This is a genomic window from Cyanobium sp. LEGE 06113, assembly GCF_015207615.1.
The window spans coordinates 564,926-578,450 of sequence record NZ_JADEWM010000001.1; the positions used below are offsets into that span (position 1 = coordinate 564,926).

The following is a 13,525-nucleotide window of genomic DNA, read 5'->3' on the forward strand; positions in this document are numbered from 1 at the left end:
AGACCACTTGATAGCTTGACCCCAATACGTCAGTTTCCGGTGGACATCCAGCTGGGCCGCTCCCGAACCCTCCGTCGCGCCTACGGCATCGACGAGATCGCCCTGGTGCCCGGCGGCCGCACGGTGGACCCTTCGGTGACGGACAGCAGCTGGACTCTGGGGGGGATCAAGCGCGACATCCCGATCATCGCCAGTGCCATGGATGGCGTGGTGGACGTGGGCATGTGCGTGGAACTGACCCGCCAGGGGGCCCTGGGCGTGCTGAACCTCGAAGGGGTGCAGTGCCGCTACGACGACCCCAACCCCGTGCTCGACCGCATGACGGCCGTGGGCAAGAGTGAGTTCGTTGGGCTGATGCAGGAGCTCTACAGCCAGCCGGTGCGGGAAGACCTGATCCGCCGGCGGATCAAGGAGATCAAGGGCCAGGGCGGCATCGCCGCCGTGAGCGCCACCCCGGTGGCCGCCATCCGCTTCGGCAAGGCGATCGCCGAAGCTGGTGCCGACCTGTTCTTCGTGCAGGCCACGGTGGTGAGCACCGAGCACGTGGGGCCTGAGGGCCAGCAGACCCTCGATCTCGAGGCCCTCTGCCGCGACTTCGGCGTGCCGGTGGTGATCGGCAACTGCGTCACCTATGAGGTGGCCCTGAAGCTGATGCGGGCCGGCGCCGCCGGCGTGATGGTGGGGATCGGGCCGGGTGCGGCCTGCACCAGCCGCGGTGTGCTCGGCATCGGCATCCCCCAGGCCACGGCCGTGGCCGACTGTGCCGCCGCCCGCGACGACTACGCCGCCGAGACGGGCCGGATCGTGCCGGTGGTGGCGGACGGCGGCATCGTCACCGGCGGCGACATCTGCAAGTGCCTGGCCTGCGGGGCTGACGCCGTGATGATCGGCTCCCCCATCGCCCGGGCCAGCGAAGCCCCCGGCAGGGGCTTCCACTGGGGCATGGCCACCCCCAGCCCGGTGCTGCCGCGGGGCACCCGGATCCAGGTGGGAACCACCGGCAGCCTCGAGACGATCCTGCGGGGTCCGGCGGGCCTCGACGACGGCACCCAGAACCTGCTGGGCTGCATCCGCACCTCCATGGGCACCCTGGGGGCCCGCACCCTCAAGGAGATGCAGCAGGTGGAGGTGGTGGTGGCCCCGTCCCTGCTCACCGAGGGCAAGGTGTACCAGAAGGCCCAGCAGCTGGGCATGGGCAAGTAAGTCCTATCTTGAAACCGTGGGGGCTTCACAGCTCGCACACTCCTCACACCCTCCGGCCCGGCACGTCCGGGCCTTCTGTCCTTAACGCCCTGCAACGCTTGTCTGGCCTCGTCAGGGGAGATCAGACGGCCCTTGCTAGATTGCAGAAACCCGATCACCACAAGGATGTCCAGCGCAGCCGCCGTTACCGACGCCTCCTTCGAACAGGACGTGCTCAAGAGCGACGTGCCCGTGCTGGTGGATTTCTGGGCGCCCTGGTGTGGCCCCTGCCGGATGGTGGCGCCGATCGTGGACGAAATCGCCAAGGAGTTCGAGGGCCAGATCAAGGTGTTCAAGCTCAACACCGACGAGAACCCCAACGTCGCCAGTCAGTACGGCATCCGCAGCATCCCAACCCTGATGGTGTTCAAGGGTGGTCAGAAAGTGGACACGGTCGTGGGGGCCGTCCCCAAGACCACCCTCTCCGGCACCATCTCCAAATACCTCTGAAGCGGGCCCGCTTCGAGCCCCTCAGGGGCCTCGCCCCTGTGTTGAGTTCCAACCCATGAGCGGTTCCGGGCCCATCCAGCCCGCCACCAGGGCCGGTGGCCTGAGCCCCCTGGATGCGATCGCGGCCGTGAGCCGGAACCATCCCCAGCGGCGCCTGATCGACCGGGCCCTCGTATCCCTTCTGGACATCTGCCGGCAGGAGCAGGAGCCCGAGGCCTGGCGCATTGTCGAAGGCACCCTGGCTGACATCAGTGAAGCCCTGGCGGTGTTCCGTCCTCGCCGGGATGTGCGCAAGGTGTCGGTGTTCGGCTCTGCCCGGACCGAGCTGGATGATCCCAGTTACCAGCTGGCTGAGCAGCTGGCCGAAGCCGCCGTGGCCTCAGGGTTTGAAGTGATCACCGGCGCCGGCAGCGGCATCATGGAGGCCGCCAACCGGGGCGCGGGCTGTGAGCGCAGCATCGGCCTCAATGTGGACCTGCCCTTCGAGCAGCATCCCAATCCGATCGTGAGCAGTTGTGACGGACGGCTGCTGCACTTCCGTTACTTCTTCACCCGCAAGTTGTTCTTCCTGCGGGAGAGCGATGCCCTGGTGGTGCTGCCCGGTGGCTTCGGCACCCTCGACGAGCTGTTCGAGTCGCTCACGCTGATCCAGACCGGTCGCACCCCTCCGATCCCGCTGGTGCTGCTGGCCGCCCCGGACGACCCCTTCTGGCTCAGCTGGCAGGAGCACAGCCTCAACGCGATGCAGGAACGGGGGCTGATCTCCCCGGAGGACACCTCCCTGCTGTTTCTCACGGACAGCGCCGAGGCGGCCATGGCCCAGATCGAGCGCTTCTACCGCCGCTTCCACGCCGCCACCCTGGAGCGGGACCGGGTGGAGCTGCTGCTCAACGCCTCCCTCACGGCGGAGCAGCTGCGCCAGCTGAACCTCAGCTACGACGACCTGGTGGACCAGGGCAGCATTCAGGCCGCCGAAAGCATCGATCAGCGCGGCTTTCTGCGGCCCTGTCTGCGCTTTCATTTCGACAGGCGGCGGATGGGGCGGCTGTATCAGCTGATCGATAGCCTCAACGCCATGGACGTTCCCTCAGACCTCCCGGTGGAGCTGCCGAGCCAGGAGCCGGCATGACCCGCATCGGCCTGATCGACTACGGCATGGGCAACCTGCACTCGGTGCAGCGGGGCTTCGAGCGCCTGGGGGCCGCCGTGGTGCCGGTGCAGGCCGCCGAGCAGATGCAGGGCTGTGACGCCTGGTGCTGCCGGGCGTGGGGGCCTTTGATCCGGCCATGGAACGGCTGGAGAGCAGCGGGCTCGCCGCCGCCACCCGCCACTGGTGCGGCGCAGGACTCCCCCTGCTGGGCATCTGCCTGGGCCTGCAGCTGCTGTTCGAGACCAGTGACGAGGGCCGTTCCCGGGGCCTGGGGCTGATCCCCGGCCGGGTGCGGGCCCTGCCCCGCAAGCCGGGCCATCCGATCCCCCACATGGGCTGGGAGCCGCTGGTGCCAGGCCGGGCCAGTCCGCTCCTGCCCGCCGAAGCCCCTGAAGCCTGGGTCTATTTCGTGCACTCCTACGCCGCGGATCCCCTGGACCCGGCCTGCACCACCGCCTGGGTGAGCGTGGCGGGGGAGCTGGTGAGCGCGGCGGTGTGGCAGGGAGCGATCGCCGCCTGCCAGTTCCACCCCGAGAAGTCGGCGGAGGCGGGCGAGGCGATGCTGCGGCGCTGGCTGGAGTGGCTGGAGCAGGCCCGTGGCGTGGAGCGGACACCGTGAGCCTGCGCCTCAGCGGCGGCCGCAAGCTCGAAAGCCCTCCTGGAGCCAAGGCCCGCCCCACGCCGTCGCGGGTGCGGCAGGCCGTGCTCAATCACCTGGCCCCCGAGCTGGACGGCTGCCGCTGGCTTGATCTCTGCACCGGCAGCGGCGCCATGGCCTGCGAGGCCCTGCAGCGCGGTGCCCGGCTGGTGGTGGCCGTGGAGCAGGATCGCCGCCTGGCCTCCCTGGCCCGGCGCAACCTGGAGCTGGTGCTGGGCGGTGTGCCCGTTGTAGAGGGCGGGCCTGAGCCCGGCATGGGCCGGGTGCAGGTGCACTGCTGCGAGGTGGTGCGCTGGCTGCAGCGGGGCTGCCAGGGCCAGCCCTTCGACCTGATCTACGCCGATCCGCCCTACCGGGCCGGGCTGTACCCAGCCCTGGCGCAGGCCATCTCCAAAGGGGGGTGGCTCAGCGGCCACGGCAGGCTGCTGCTGGAATGCGCCAGCGACGATGCACCTGCCGTGCCACCGACATGGAGCCTTGATCAGCAGCGGCGCTACGGCTCCACCAGCGTGATCATCCTGAGGCCCTGGGGCCCGTCAGGCGTCGAGGGCGCTGCCGCGGCGGTATTGGTTCCAGGCGGCCACGAACAGACCCAGCAGCGTCACGGGGACCAGGCCGAGCACGATGCCGCAGAGCAGGGGTTCGATCATGGGGACGCGCAACAGGCCTCAGTCCACAATCTTCCCATGGGCAGCGCCATTGTTGGGGAAGGCAATGGCAACGTTGATCCTGCCTCGCCACTCCCCTAGACCCGCTTTCCTGTCCTGCAGCCCCCACCCGCCTCGATGACCGGCCAGATCGCCCAACCCGCCATCCCCCGGGGCCTGGTGGCGGCCCTCGTGCTGGCGGCGGCGGCGGCCTGCGTGGTGGTGGCTCTGCTGGTGCTGCCGGCCTCCAGCCGCGACCCCTACACCCGCCAGACCCTGGAACTGCGCGGGTCGGTGGAGCACGGCGCCCAGCTGTTCAGGCTCAACTGCAGCGGCTGCCACGGCATTGCCGCCCAGGGCCTGGTGGGCCCCGACCTGCACGGCGTGTCCCAGCGCAAGAACCAGCGCCAGCTGATCCAACAGGTGGTGAGCGGCCGCACGCCGCCGATGCCGCGCTTCCAGCCCGAACCCCAGGCCATGGCCGACCTGCTGGCCTACCTGAACGGGCTGGTGTGACGCAGCCCCCCGAGGCGAGCCCTCCCCGGCAGGGGATCTCGCCGCTGGCGGTGGTGCTGGTGGAGCCTGCCGGCCCCCTCAACGTGGGCAGCGTGGCCCGCCTCTGCGCCAATTTCGACGTTCAGGAACTGCGGCTGGTGGCCCCTCGCTGCGATCCTCTCGGCGAGGAGGCCCGCCGCATGGCCGTGCACGGGGTGGCCCATCTGGAGCGGGCCCGGGTGTTCCCCCACCTGGCGGCAGCCCTGGCCGACTGCCACCGGGTGGTCGCCACCAGCGGTCGCGGCGAGGGGGAGCCCCTGCCGCTGCTGGGGGCCATTCCGGCCCTGACCTGGCTGGCCGATGGGCCCGCGGACAAGCTCGTGGCGCTGGTGTTCGGCCGGGAAGACCGGGGCCTCAGCAACGATGAACTGCTGCAGGCCGGCTGCCTGCTGCAACTGGACACCGCCACCCCCTACCGCTCCCTCAACCTCTCCCATGCGGTGGCGCTCGCCCTGCAGGCCTGGCGGGGCCTCGGCGGAACCCCGGCGGCAGGCCAGCCCAGCCGGGAGCCCTGCCGGCGCGGCGAGCTCGAGGATCTGCTCAGCGATGCGGAGGCTCTGCTCCTGGCCGTGGGCTTCCTCTACCCCCACACCGCCCGGGCGCGGATGGCCAAGCTGCGGGCCCTGCTGCAGCGCGCCACCCCCAGCAGTGAAGACACCGCGCTGCTGCGGGGGATGGTGCGCCAGCTGCGCTGGGCCAGCCAACAGGGCGCCATCCCCCCGGCTGGCAAGGGCGGGCCAGACCCCTAGCGTCGGGCCACCCGTTCCGAACCGCGTTGACTGCTGGCCGACCCCCCCAGGCCCCCCGCGCGGGGTGGGGACAACCGCTCCGGCTGCTGCTGCGGCTCACCGTGATGGGAGTGGGTCTTGGAATTCTGGCCGGCACGGGCCTGAAACTGCTGGCCCCCTACGTGGTCAACGGCACCCTGCCCGTCTTGATCCCGAGTGGGGGCTCAGCCCCTGGCGGCTCTGCCACCACGCCAGGCGCCCTCCCGGCGGGCGCACCACCAGCCGGGAAGGCGCTCAAGCCGGGACGCTTCCAACCGAAGCAGGAGCTCACCGCCCTCAGCAAGAGCTGGGCCCAGCTGGCGGCGGCCCAGAAAGGTCTGCAGGCCAGCGGTTTTCTGCTGGTGCTGGACGATGGGCGCTTCGCCCAGCTGGCGGCGGATCAGCCCCTGCCGGCGGCCAGCTCGATCAAGACACCCATCTTGCTGGCGGGCCTGGAGGACGTGGATGGCGGCAAGATCCGCTGGAATGAGCCCCTGCCCCTCACCAAGGAGCTGGTGGGCGGCGGTGCCGGCTGGATGGCGAGCAAGCCCGTGGGCACCCGCTTCCCATTCTTCGAGGCGGCCACCGAGATGATCCGGGTGAGTGATAACAGCGCCACGAACCTGCTGATCAAACGGCTGGGGGGCAAGACCAGCCTCAACACCCGCTTTCAGGCTCTCGGACTGCCCGCCACAGTCGTGAACAACTGGCTGCCGGATCTCGATGGCACCAACACCACCAGCGCCCGGGATCTGGCCCGCTCGATCGCCCTGGTGGACACGGGCGAGAAACTGAGCCCCCGGGCCCGGGATCTGTTTCGCGAAATCATGGCCACCTCCCGCACCGACACTCTGATCCCCCTGGGCCTGCTCCAGGGCCTGGGCAAGGACGCATCCGATCCCGACAGCGAACTGCTCAGCTTCGGCGTGACCGCCTACAACAAGACCGGCGACATCGGCATCGCCTACTCCGACGCCGCCCTGATCCACCTGCCCACCGGCCAGCGCGCCGTGGCCGCCTTCATGGTGAAGGGGCCGTTCAACGACCCCCGCTCCGCCGATCTGATCCGCTCCATGGCCGCTGAGGCCGCCAAAACCCTCGTGGGCCGCCGATGACGATGACCTCTCTGATCCGTTCCCTGCTCACCGTCAGCAGCGCCAGCGCCCTGCTCCTGGGGGCCGCAGCACCGGCCCCAGCTCCAGCCGCCCCAGCCCCAGCCGCTCCTGCGGCGGCGGAGCCCCCCCGGCCCATGCTCCGGCCCCAGACCGTGGCGCCGCTGCCGGGCGGCCTCGATGCGGTGCTGGTGGTGAACGACAACAACCCCGAACTGATCACGGGGCCCGGCATCCTCATCTCCACCTTTGCGGGCAGCGAGCGCTCCGTGCAGGAGGCCCACCTGGATGTGCCCCTCAGCGGCCGCTTCGACCTGTTCAGCCACCACGTGTATGCCGGCAAGCCGGAAGCCCTCGATTCCACCCTCTGGCTGGCGGTGGTGGCCGAGCCCCGGGGGCCGGCGCCGGTGACGCTCACCCTGTTGGGGGGGTCCACCGCCCTCTCGCAGTCGCTCGATCCGGCCATGGCGGGGGCGCCGTTCCTGCCCCTGCCGCCGCTGCTGGCGGAAACCACCAGCCCGGCCTATGCAGGCCCTGGCAGCCGGGTGGCCACCGAGCTGCTGGCGCGCACGGTGAGCCCGGAGATTCCGCGCCAGTGGACCCTCCCCGCCGGCAGCCCCAGCACCCTGCTGGTGCTGCCCCTGCCCGTGCGCGGCCTCGATCCCCTGCTCAACGGCCGCAACCTGCAGCTGCGGCTCCAGAGCAGCGGCCCGGTGAGCCTGGCCACCCTGGCCGCCTTCGGCCCCAACGACACCCCGCCGCCGGCGGACACCTGGGCCAGGCTGCTCGATGGCGGCCTCAGCCCCAAAGAGCACACCCCCACGCCCCGGGGTGCAAAGGGCCGGATCATCTATTCCCGCGTCGCCGGGGTGCAGATCGGCAGCACCTGGCGCGGCACCATCACCGATCCCGGCCAGCGCTGGCTGAGCACCTCCTCTGCGCCGATCTCCTGGCCGATCGCCTCCCTGGAGCGGGGCCGCCTCGGCACCGACCAGATCCAGACCGCCGAACTCAAGGCCTTCTACCCGGGCACCGCCTGGGCCGCCCACGGCAACTACGGCGTGGAATACGACATCACGCTGCCGCTGCGCAACACCAGCCCAGACCAGGTGACACTCCAGCTGGCCCTGGAATCGCCGATCAAGGGCGACCAGGCCCAGGGGGGCCTGCGCTTCAACGTCACCCCCTCCAGGGCGGTGATGTTCCGGGGACCGATCGAAGTGAGCGGGCTGGATGGCCCGGGGGGCCGCCCCAGCAGCCGCCGTCGTTTTCACCTGGTGCAGCGGGCCGGCGAGGAGGGTCCGGCCCTGGGCACGGTGAGCCTGGCTCCTGGGGCCCAGCGCAACCTGCGGGTGCGCCTGATCTACCCGGCCGACGCCACCCCGCCCCAGGTGCTCAGCCTGTTGCCTGTGAAACAATCCCCTCCGACCCCAGCCAGCAGCCAACCGTGACGCAAGCCCGCAAGCGCCGGGTCTTCCCCTTCACCGCCATCGTGGGCCAGGAGGAGATGAAGCTGGCCCTGCTGCTGAATGTGATCGACCCGCGCATCGGCGGCGTGATGATCATGGGCGACCGGGGCACGGGCAAGAGCACCACGATCCGGGCCCTGGCCGATCTGCTGCCCGGCATTCCCGTGGTGGAAGGCGACCCCTACAACAGCTCTCCGGAGGACCCCGACCTCCAGAGCGCTGAGGTGCGCCAGCGGGCCGAGGCCGGCGAGCAGCTGCCGGTGGAGCAGCGCCAGGTGCCGATGGTGGATCTGCCCCTGGGGGCCACCGAAGACCGGCTCTGCGGCACCATCGACATCGAACGGGCCCTCAGCGAGGGGGTGCGGGCCTTCGAGCCCGGCCTGCTGGCCAAGGCCAACCGCGGCCTGCTCTACGTCGACGAGGTGAACCTGCTCGACGACCACCTGGTGGACGTGCTGCTCGATTCGGCGGCCTCGGGCTGGAACACGGTGGAGCGCGAGGGGGTGAGCGTGCGTCACCCCGCCCGCTTTGTGCTGATCGGCTCCGGCAACCCCGAGGAGGGCGAGCTGCGGCCCCAGCTGCTGGATCGCTTCGGCATGAGCGTGGAGGTGCGCACCGTGCGGGATCCGGAGCTGCGGGTGCAGGTGGTGGATCAGCGCACCGCCTTCGACCAGGACCCCGATGGCTTCAACGACGCCGTCCAGGCCCGTCAGGAGGCCCTGCAGGCCAGGGTGGTGGAGGCTCAGCAGAGGCTCCCCCAGGTGCGCATCGACGATGACCTGCGCATCCGCATCTCAGCCATCTGCGGCGACCTCAACGTGGATGGCCTGCGCGGCGACATCGTGACCAACCGGGCGGCCAGGGCCCTGGCCGCCTTTGAGGGGCGCACCGAAGTGGACGACGATGACGTGGCCCGGGTGGCGGCCTGCTGCCTGCGCCACCGCCTGCGCAAGGACCCCCTGGAACAGATCGACTCGGGCGATCGGGTGGTGAAGGTGTTCTGCAAGGTGTTCGAGCGGGCCGAACCGAGCGACCGCAGTCAGTTCGAACTGGCCCTGGCGGCCTAGGCGGCCGCGGCTGTGCGCATCCTCGGCATCGATCCCGGGCTGGCCAGGGTGGGCTACGGCGTGATTGATGTCGAGGAGTCCGGGCCGGCAGGGCAGCCCAGGCAGCAGCTGCTGGACTGCGGCATCGTGCGCACGGCCCCGGGGCGCAGCGAGGGCGAGCGGATGGTGGAGATCGCCGGCGATCTGAGGCAGTTGCTGCGCACCTGGCGGCCCGATCTGGCCGTGGTGGAGAAGTTCTTCTTTTACCGCTCCAGCACCACGATCGCCGTGGTCCAGGCCCGGGGCGTGGTGATCATGACCCTGGCCCGTTTCCGGGTGCCGGTGGTGGAGCTGCCGCCGATGCAGATCAAGCAGGCCCTCACGGGCCATGGGCATGCCGACAAAGCGGAGGTGCTGGAGGCCGTCATGCGGGAGCTCGGCCTGGAGACTCCACCCCGCCCGGATGATGCCGCCGATGCCCTGGCCGCGGCGCTCACCGGCTGGTTCCAGCGCTGAGACGGCCGGCAGATGCAGCAGCCCCATGGCGCCGGCAAAGAGACTCTGAGGGCGAGCTTCCGGGTGCGCCGCCGAGAGCTGCTGGCCGGCTGCGGCGCAGGGTTGCTGCAGCACCTGGAGGTCCTGCTGGCCCAGGCCGGCTCCTGGCCGCAGGATGGCGGAGCCCCTGTCCTGGCAACGAGGCGGGGCCGGCTGGGCCTCTACTGGCCCCTGGCGGGGGAGCCGGACCTGCGTCCCCTGCTGACCACAAGCCCCACCTGGTGCCGGCACCTGGCCCTGCCGGCCATCGCCGCCGGCCGCCTCGACTACCGCCCCTGGCAGCCGGGGGAGGCCCTGGCCGCTGACGCCTGCGGCATCCCCGCACCGCTGGAGCGGGCGGGCAGGCTGGAGCCCGAAGCCCTGGCGTTGCTGCTGGTGCCGGCCCTGGCCATCGACAGGCAGGGCGTGCGGCTGGGCTATGGCGGCGGCTGGTACGACCGCCTGCGCGGCCAGGAGTGCTGGCGGCGGGTGCCGGCCCTGGCCGTGCTGCCCTCCGGCTGCCTGTGCGACCAGCTCCCCAGGGATCCCTGGGACGTGCCCCTCGATGGCTGGCTGACGGAGCGGGGCCTGCACTGGCTGGGCAAGACTGAGCCGGCTGCTCCGCATCTGGACGGTCACGACAAACCTTGACAAAGCCTCGGCAGGCAGCTCATCTGCCGGAGGGATTTGCGAAGATCTCGCCAGCGGCCACACCGAATTCTGTGACTTTGTCTGTGAAGCTGTCTGCCCCCGCCACAGCCCCGAGTGCCGCCGATCGCGTCCTCGCCTCCGAGCTGGCTGGTCGGGGTGATACCCACGACGCCCTCTCGATGATGGTGAGCTCGATGGTGCGGATGGTGCAGGCGGGCCAGAGCCGCGACAGTCGCTGGCAGGATTCCTGACCTCGTTGTTCCACGCCTTCAGCCCCCATGCCACTGGACCCCATGGCTGCTGCCTCTGAGCTTCGTGTCGCCCGCTGGCGAGCCAGCACGTCGCTGTCCTGCCTGGCTCCCGCGCTCGCCGCCGCCACGGCCCTGGTTCTGGGGGCGGCCAGCAGTGCTCCGCCGGCCAGGGCCCACGCCATCGAGAGCAGCCTGGATCGGGTCCAGGCCCTGAACAACGACTTCCTGCTGGAGAGCCGCTTCGGCACCGGGGAGCCCGCCGACGACGCCATCGTTCGGCTGATGCCCCCCGGCGGCGAGCCCATCGAAGTGGGCCGCACCGATGGAGAGGGGCGCCTGCGCTTCAGCCTGCCCAGCCAGGCCAGCCCCGACTGGGAGGTTCAGGTGGACCGGGGCCCGGGCCACCGCGACTATCTGGAACTGCCGGGATCCCAGACACCGCCGCCCGGCCTCGAACCCAGCGCCCCAAGCCGCCCGATCCGTCCGCTGGCGCTGCGGCCCTCCACGGGCTGGCTGCTGGGCATGAGCGCCATCGGTGGGGGCGCAGCCGCCATGCTGGCCCTGCGTCGCCGCCGCTGACTGAATGGCCGAGCCCACCCCCGGGGCCACGGGCAGCCCCGCCCTCGATCAGATCGTGGCGCGCCTGGCCGGCACCACCGACCCCAGGCGCCGCTACGAGTACGTGCTCTGGCTGGCCAAGAAGCTCGAGCCCCTGCCGGAGGCCTTCCGCACCGACGCCTTCAAGGTGAAGGGCTGCGTGTCCCAGGTGTACGTGGTGGGCACGCTCCAGGACGGCCGCCTGCACTGGCAGGGCGACTCCGACGCAGCCATCACCAAGGGGCTGCTGGCGCTGCTGATCCAGGCCATGGAGGGGCTCACCCCCGAGCAGGCCGCCGCCATCGATCCGGGCTTCATCGCCGCCACCGGACTGCAGGCCAGCCTGACGCCCTCGCGGGCCAATGGCTTTCTGAACATCCTCAAGCTGATGCAGGCCCAGGCCGGAGCCCTGGGGGCCTGATTTCTAGGATCCCTCTTTCGCAGCGCACGGCATGACCATCGGCATCGGCTTGCTCGGTCTGGGCACGGTGGGAGCCGGTGTGGCCAGCATCCTCAGCACCCCTGAGGGCCGCCACCCCCTGGTGGCCGACCTGCAGCTCCGCCGCATCGCCGTGCGCGATCTGGAGCGGCCCAGGCCCCTCAACCTGGCGCCAGGGCTGCTCACCACCTGCCCCGAGGCCGTGGTCGATGATCCAGCCGTGGACATCGTGGTGGAGGTGATCGGCGGCCTGGAGCCGGCCCGCAGCCTGATCCTGCGGGCGATCGCCGCCGGCAAAGCGGTGGTCACCGCCAACAAGGCCGTGATCGCCCGGCATGGAGATGAGATCGCCGCCGCGGCAGCCGAAAAGGGGGTGTATGTGCTGATCGAGGCGGCCGTGGGCGGCGGCATCCCGATCATCGAACCGCTGAAGCAATCCCTGGGCGGCAACCGCATCCAGCGGGTGAGCGGGATCATCAACGGCACCACCAACTACATCCTCAGCCGGATGGCGGCCGAGGGGGCCGCCTACGGCGAGGTGCTCGCCGATGCCCAGCGGCTCGGCTACGCCGAGGCCGATCCCGCCGCTGACGTGGAAGGTGGCGATGCCGCCGACAAGATCGCCATCCTCACGCGCCTGGCCTACGGCGGCACGGTGCCCCGCCCGGCCATTCCCACCGAGGGCATCCACCAGCTCGACGCCCGGGACGTGGACTACGCCGCCCGGCTCGGCTTCGTGGTGAAGCTGCTGGCCGTGGCCCAACGGGTGGGGAGTGAGCCGCCGAAGCCAGCCGACACCACCGCTGCGGGGCTGCAGCTCGATGTGCGCGTGCACCCCACCCTGGTGCCGCGGGGCCATCCCCTGGCGGGCGTGAACGGGGTCAACAACGCCATCCTGGTGGAGGGCGACCCCGTGGGCCAGGTGATGTTCTACGGCCCAGGGGCCGGAGCCGGACCCACTGCCTCGGCCGTGGTGGCCGACATCCTCAACATCGCCGGCATCCGCCAGGCCACCGGCGGCGGCTCGGGAACCCAGGGCGGCGGACTGGATCCCCTGCTGGCAGCGGGTAACTGGCGCCAGTGCTCCCTCGTGGATGGCGCCCTCACCACCCACCGCAACTACGTGCGGCTGCGCACCAGCGACCAGGCGGGGGTGATCGGCCAGATCGGCAGCTGCTTCGGCCAGGCCGGCGTCTCGATCCAGTCGATCGTCCAGTACGCCGGCGAGGGTTCCGGTGCTGCGGGCGAGGCAAGCAGTGCCGAAATCGTGGTGATCACCCACGAAGTGCTGGAGGCCCGCTTCCGCCACGCCCTCGATGCCATCGAGGCCCTGGCCGAAGTCCACCAGGTGGCCGCCTGCCTGCGCACCCTTTAGCCCCCGGCTGGGACAGGGCGGCTGATCACGTCAATCAGACACGCCAATGCCTTGCCCCTGGCGTCGGGTGGGGTCGAGGCGCCAGAGTGCCCGCATCCAACGAGACCCTGAACGGCACAGCTGGCCCCAGTTGGCTGACATCTCTTTGATCCGCGTCTCCGCACCCCAGCAGACGTTTGTATCACCACAAACATTTCAACCTGGACCCGTTTCGGAGCATGGGCCCAGTTCCAACCCACAGGCCCAGCGTTTCCAGTTCCAGATCCTGACGTCACGTCCCCTATGACGGCCATCTCCTGCCTCAAGCCAGCCACCATTCCCCATCAGGGGGAATGCGTTCAGCTTGATTTCGATGAGCAGCTCTACCAAGTGATCGGCGTGGACGATCGCCACGACCGCTGCTGGCTGCGGCGCTGGCCCCTGGCCCGCCACGGTTCGGAAGTGTTTGAAATTTCCCTGCAACAGGTGCGTCCTGCCAGGCCCCACCGCTCTTGAATGAGCGCCGACCGTCGACGATCCGTGTGACCACAACGCTCTGCAGCGGAGCCAGCGCTCCGCCGCTGCCCTGACGGTGCCGGCCCG

Annotated in this window: 16 protein-coding genes and 2 pseudogenes; 17 read left to right on the forward strand and 1 reads right to left on the reverse strand. The window is 70.5% G+C overall.

What is annotated here, in order from left to right; all coding sequences use genetic code 11:
* Positions 1-39 precede the first annotated feature (39 nt).
* The 5 genes and pseudogenes from IQ220_RS02845 to IQ220_RS02865 all read left to right on the forward strand — a co-directional run.
* The gene (locus tag IQ220_RS02845; RefSeq protein WP_193913155.1) at positions 40-1,203 is read left to right on the forward strand and encodes a GuaB3 family IMP dehydrogenase-related protein; all 1,164 of its coding nucleotides are present in this window, start codon (positions 40-42) and stop codon (positions 1,201-1,203) included.
* Positions 1,204-1,368: 165 nt separating this feature from the next.
* The gene (trxA, locus tag IQ220_RS02850) at positions 1,369-1,692 is read left to right on the forward strand and encodes a thioredoxin (RefSeq protein WP_186697001.1); all 324 of its coding nucleotides are present in this window, start codon (positions 1,369-1,371) and stop codon (positions 1,690-1,692) included.
* 55 nt (positions 1,693-1,747) lie between these two features.
* Positions 1,748-2,821 (forward strand): LOG family protein, encoded by a 1,074-nt coding sequence (locus IQ220_RS02855; protein WP_193912902.1) that lies wholly within the window; start codon positions 1,748-1,750, stop codon positions 2,819-2,821.
* A pseudogene (gene hisH / locus IQ220_RS02860) lies at positions 2,818-3,461 on the forward strand (imidazole glycerol phosphate synthase subunit HisH). Before IQ220_RS02855 ends, hisH begins: the two are co-directional and overlap by 4 nt.
* A pseudogene (locus tag IQ220_RS02865) lies at positions 3,458-3,958 on the forward strand (RsmD family RNA methyltransferase); the annotation flags it as partial. The pseudogenes hisH and IQ220_RS02865, both read left to right, overlap by 4 nt.
* A 78-nt stretch (positions 3,959-4,036) precedes the next feature.
* Here IQ220_RS02865 and petG read toward each other — a convergent pair.
* Entirely contained in the window at positions 4,037-4,150 is a 114-nt protein-coding gene (gene petG, locus IQ220_RS02870) for a cytochrome b6-f complex subunit V (RefSeq protein WP_186700639.1), read from the reverse strand.
* 135 nt (positions 4,151-4,285) lie between these two features.
* On the opposite strand from petG, the gene IQ220_RS02875 reads away from it, so the two are divergent.
* The 12 genes from IQ220_RS02875 (at position 4,286) to IQ220_RS02930 (ending at position 13,438) form a co-directional block, all read left to right on the forward strand.
* A complete protein-coding gene (locus IQ220_RS02875) occupies positions 4,286-4,663 on the forward strand; it encodes a cytochrome c (RefSeq protein ID WP_193912900.1) in 378 nt (125 codons plus the stop codon).
* Positions 4,660-5,451, forward strand: a complete 792-nt coding sequence (locus IQ220_RS02880; RefSeq protein WP_370566300.1) for an RNA methyltransferase — start codon at positions 4,660-4,662, stop codon at positions 5,449-5,451. Before IQ220_RS02875 ends, IQ220_RS02880 begins: the two co-directional genes overlap by 4 nt.
* A 104-nt stretch (positions 5,452-5,555) precedes the next feature.
* The gene (locus IQ220_RS02885; RefSeq protein WP_370566313.1) at positions 5,556-6,584 is read left to right on the forward strand and encodes a serine hydrolase; all 1,029 of its coding nucleotides are present in this window, start codon (positions 5,556-5,558) and stop codon (positions 6,582-6,584) included.
* A gap of 2 nt (positions 6,585-6,586) precedes the next feature.
* Entirely contained in the window at positions 6,587-8,032 is a 1,446-nt protein-coding gene (locus tag IQ220_RS02890; protein WP_193912898.1) for a DUF3370 domain-containing protein, read from the forward strand.
* The gene (gene bchI / locus IQ220_RS02895; protein ID WP_186697005.1) at positions 8,029-9,117 is read left to right on the forward strand and encodes a magnesium chelatase ATPase subunit I; all 1,089 of its coding nucleotides are present in this window, start codon (positions 8,029-8,031) and stop codon (positions 9,115-9,117) included. The genes IQ220_RS02890 and bchI overlap by 4 nt, the downstream gene beginning before the upstream one ends.
* 12 nt (positions 9,118-9,129) lie before the next feature.
* Entirely contained in the window at positions 9,130-9,612 is a 483-nt protein-coding gene (gene ruvC / locus IQ220_RS02900; RefSeq protein ID WP_186697006.1) for a crossover junction endodeoxyribonuclease RuvC, read from the forward strand.
* Positions 9,613-9,624: 12 nt separating this feature from the next.
* Positions 9,625-10,281 (forward strand): 5-formyltetrahydrofolate cyclo-ligase, encoded by a 657-nt coding sequence (locus IQ220_RS02905; protein WP_186697007.1) that lies wholly within the window; start codon positions 9,625-9,627, stop codon positions 10,279-10,281.
* 83 nt (positions 10,282-10,364) lie between these two features.
* Positions 10,365-10,532 carry a hypothetical protein gene (locus IQ220_RS02910; RefSeq protein ID WP_193912897.1) on the forward strand — a complete coding sequence of 56 codons (168 nt, stop codon included), beginning with the start codon at positions 10,365-10,367 and terminating at the stop codon, positions 10,530-10,532.
* 42 nt (positions 10,533-10,574) lie between these two features.
* The gene (locus IQ220_RS02915) at positions 10,575-11,111 is read left to right on the forward strand and encodes a hypothetical protein (protein ID WP_193912895.1); all 537 of its coding nucleotides are present in this window, start codon (positions 10,575-10,577) and stop codon (positions 11,109-11,111) included.
* Positions 11,112-11,115: 4 nt separating this feature from the next.
* Positions 11,116-11,550, forward strand: a complete 435-nt coding sequence (locus tag IQ220_RS02920; protein ID WP_193912893.1) for a SufE family protein — start codon at positions 11,116-11,118, stop codon at positions 11,548-11,550.
* 31 nt (positions 11,551-11,581) lie between these two features.
* Complete coding sequence (locus IQ220_RS02925; protein ID WP_193913094.1) at positions 11,582-12,943, forward strand: homoserine dehydrogenase; 1,362 nt, start codon at positions 11,582-11,584, stop codon at positions 12,941-12,943.
* Positions 12,944-13,225: 282 nt separating this feature from the next.
* On the forward strand, positions 13,226-13,438 hold the full coding sequence (locus IQ220_RS02930) for a hypothetical protein (RefSeq protein WP_186697012.1): 213 nt from the start codon (positions 13,226-13,228) through the stop codon (positions 13,436-13,438).
* The last annotated feature ends 87 nt before the right edge of the window (positions 13,439-13,525 follow it).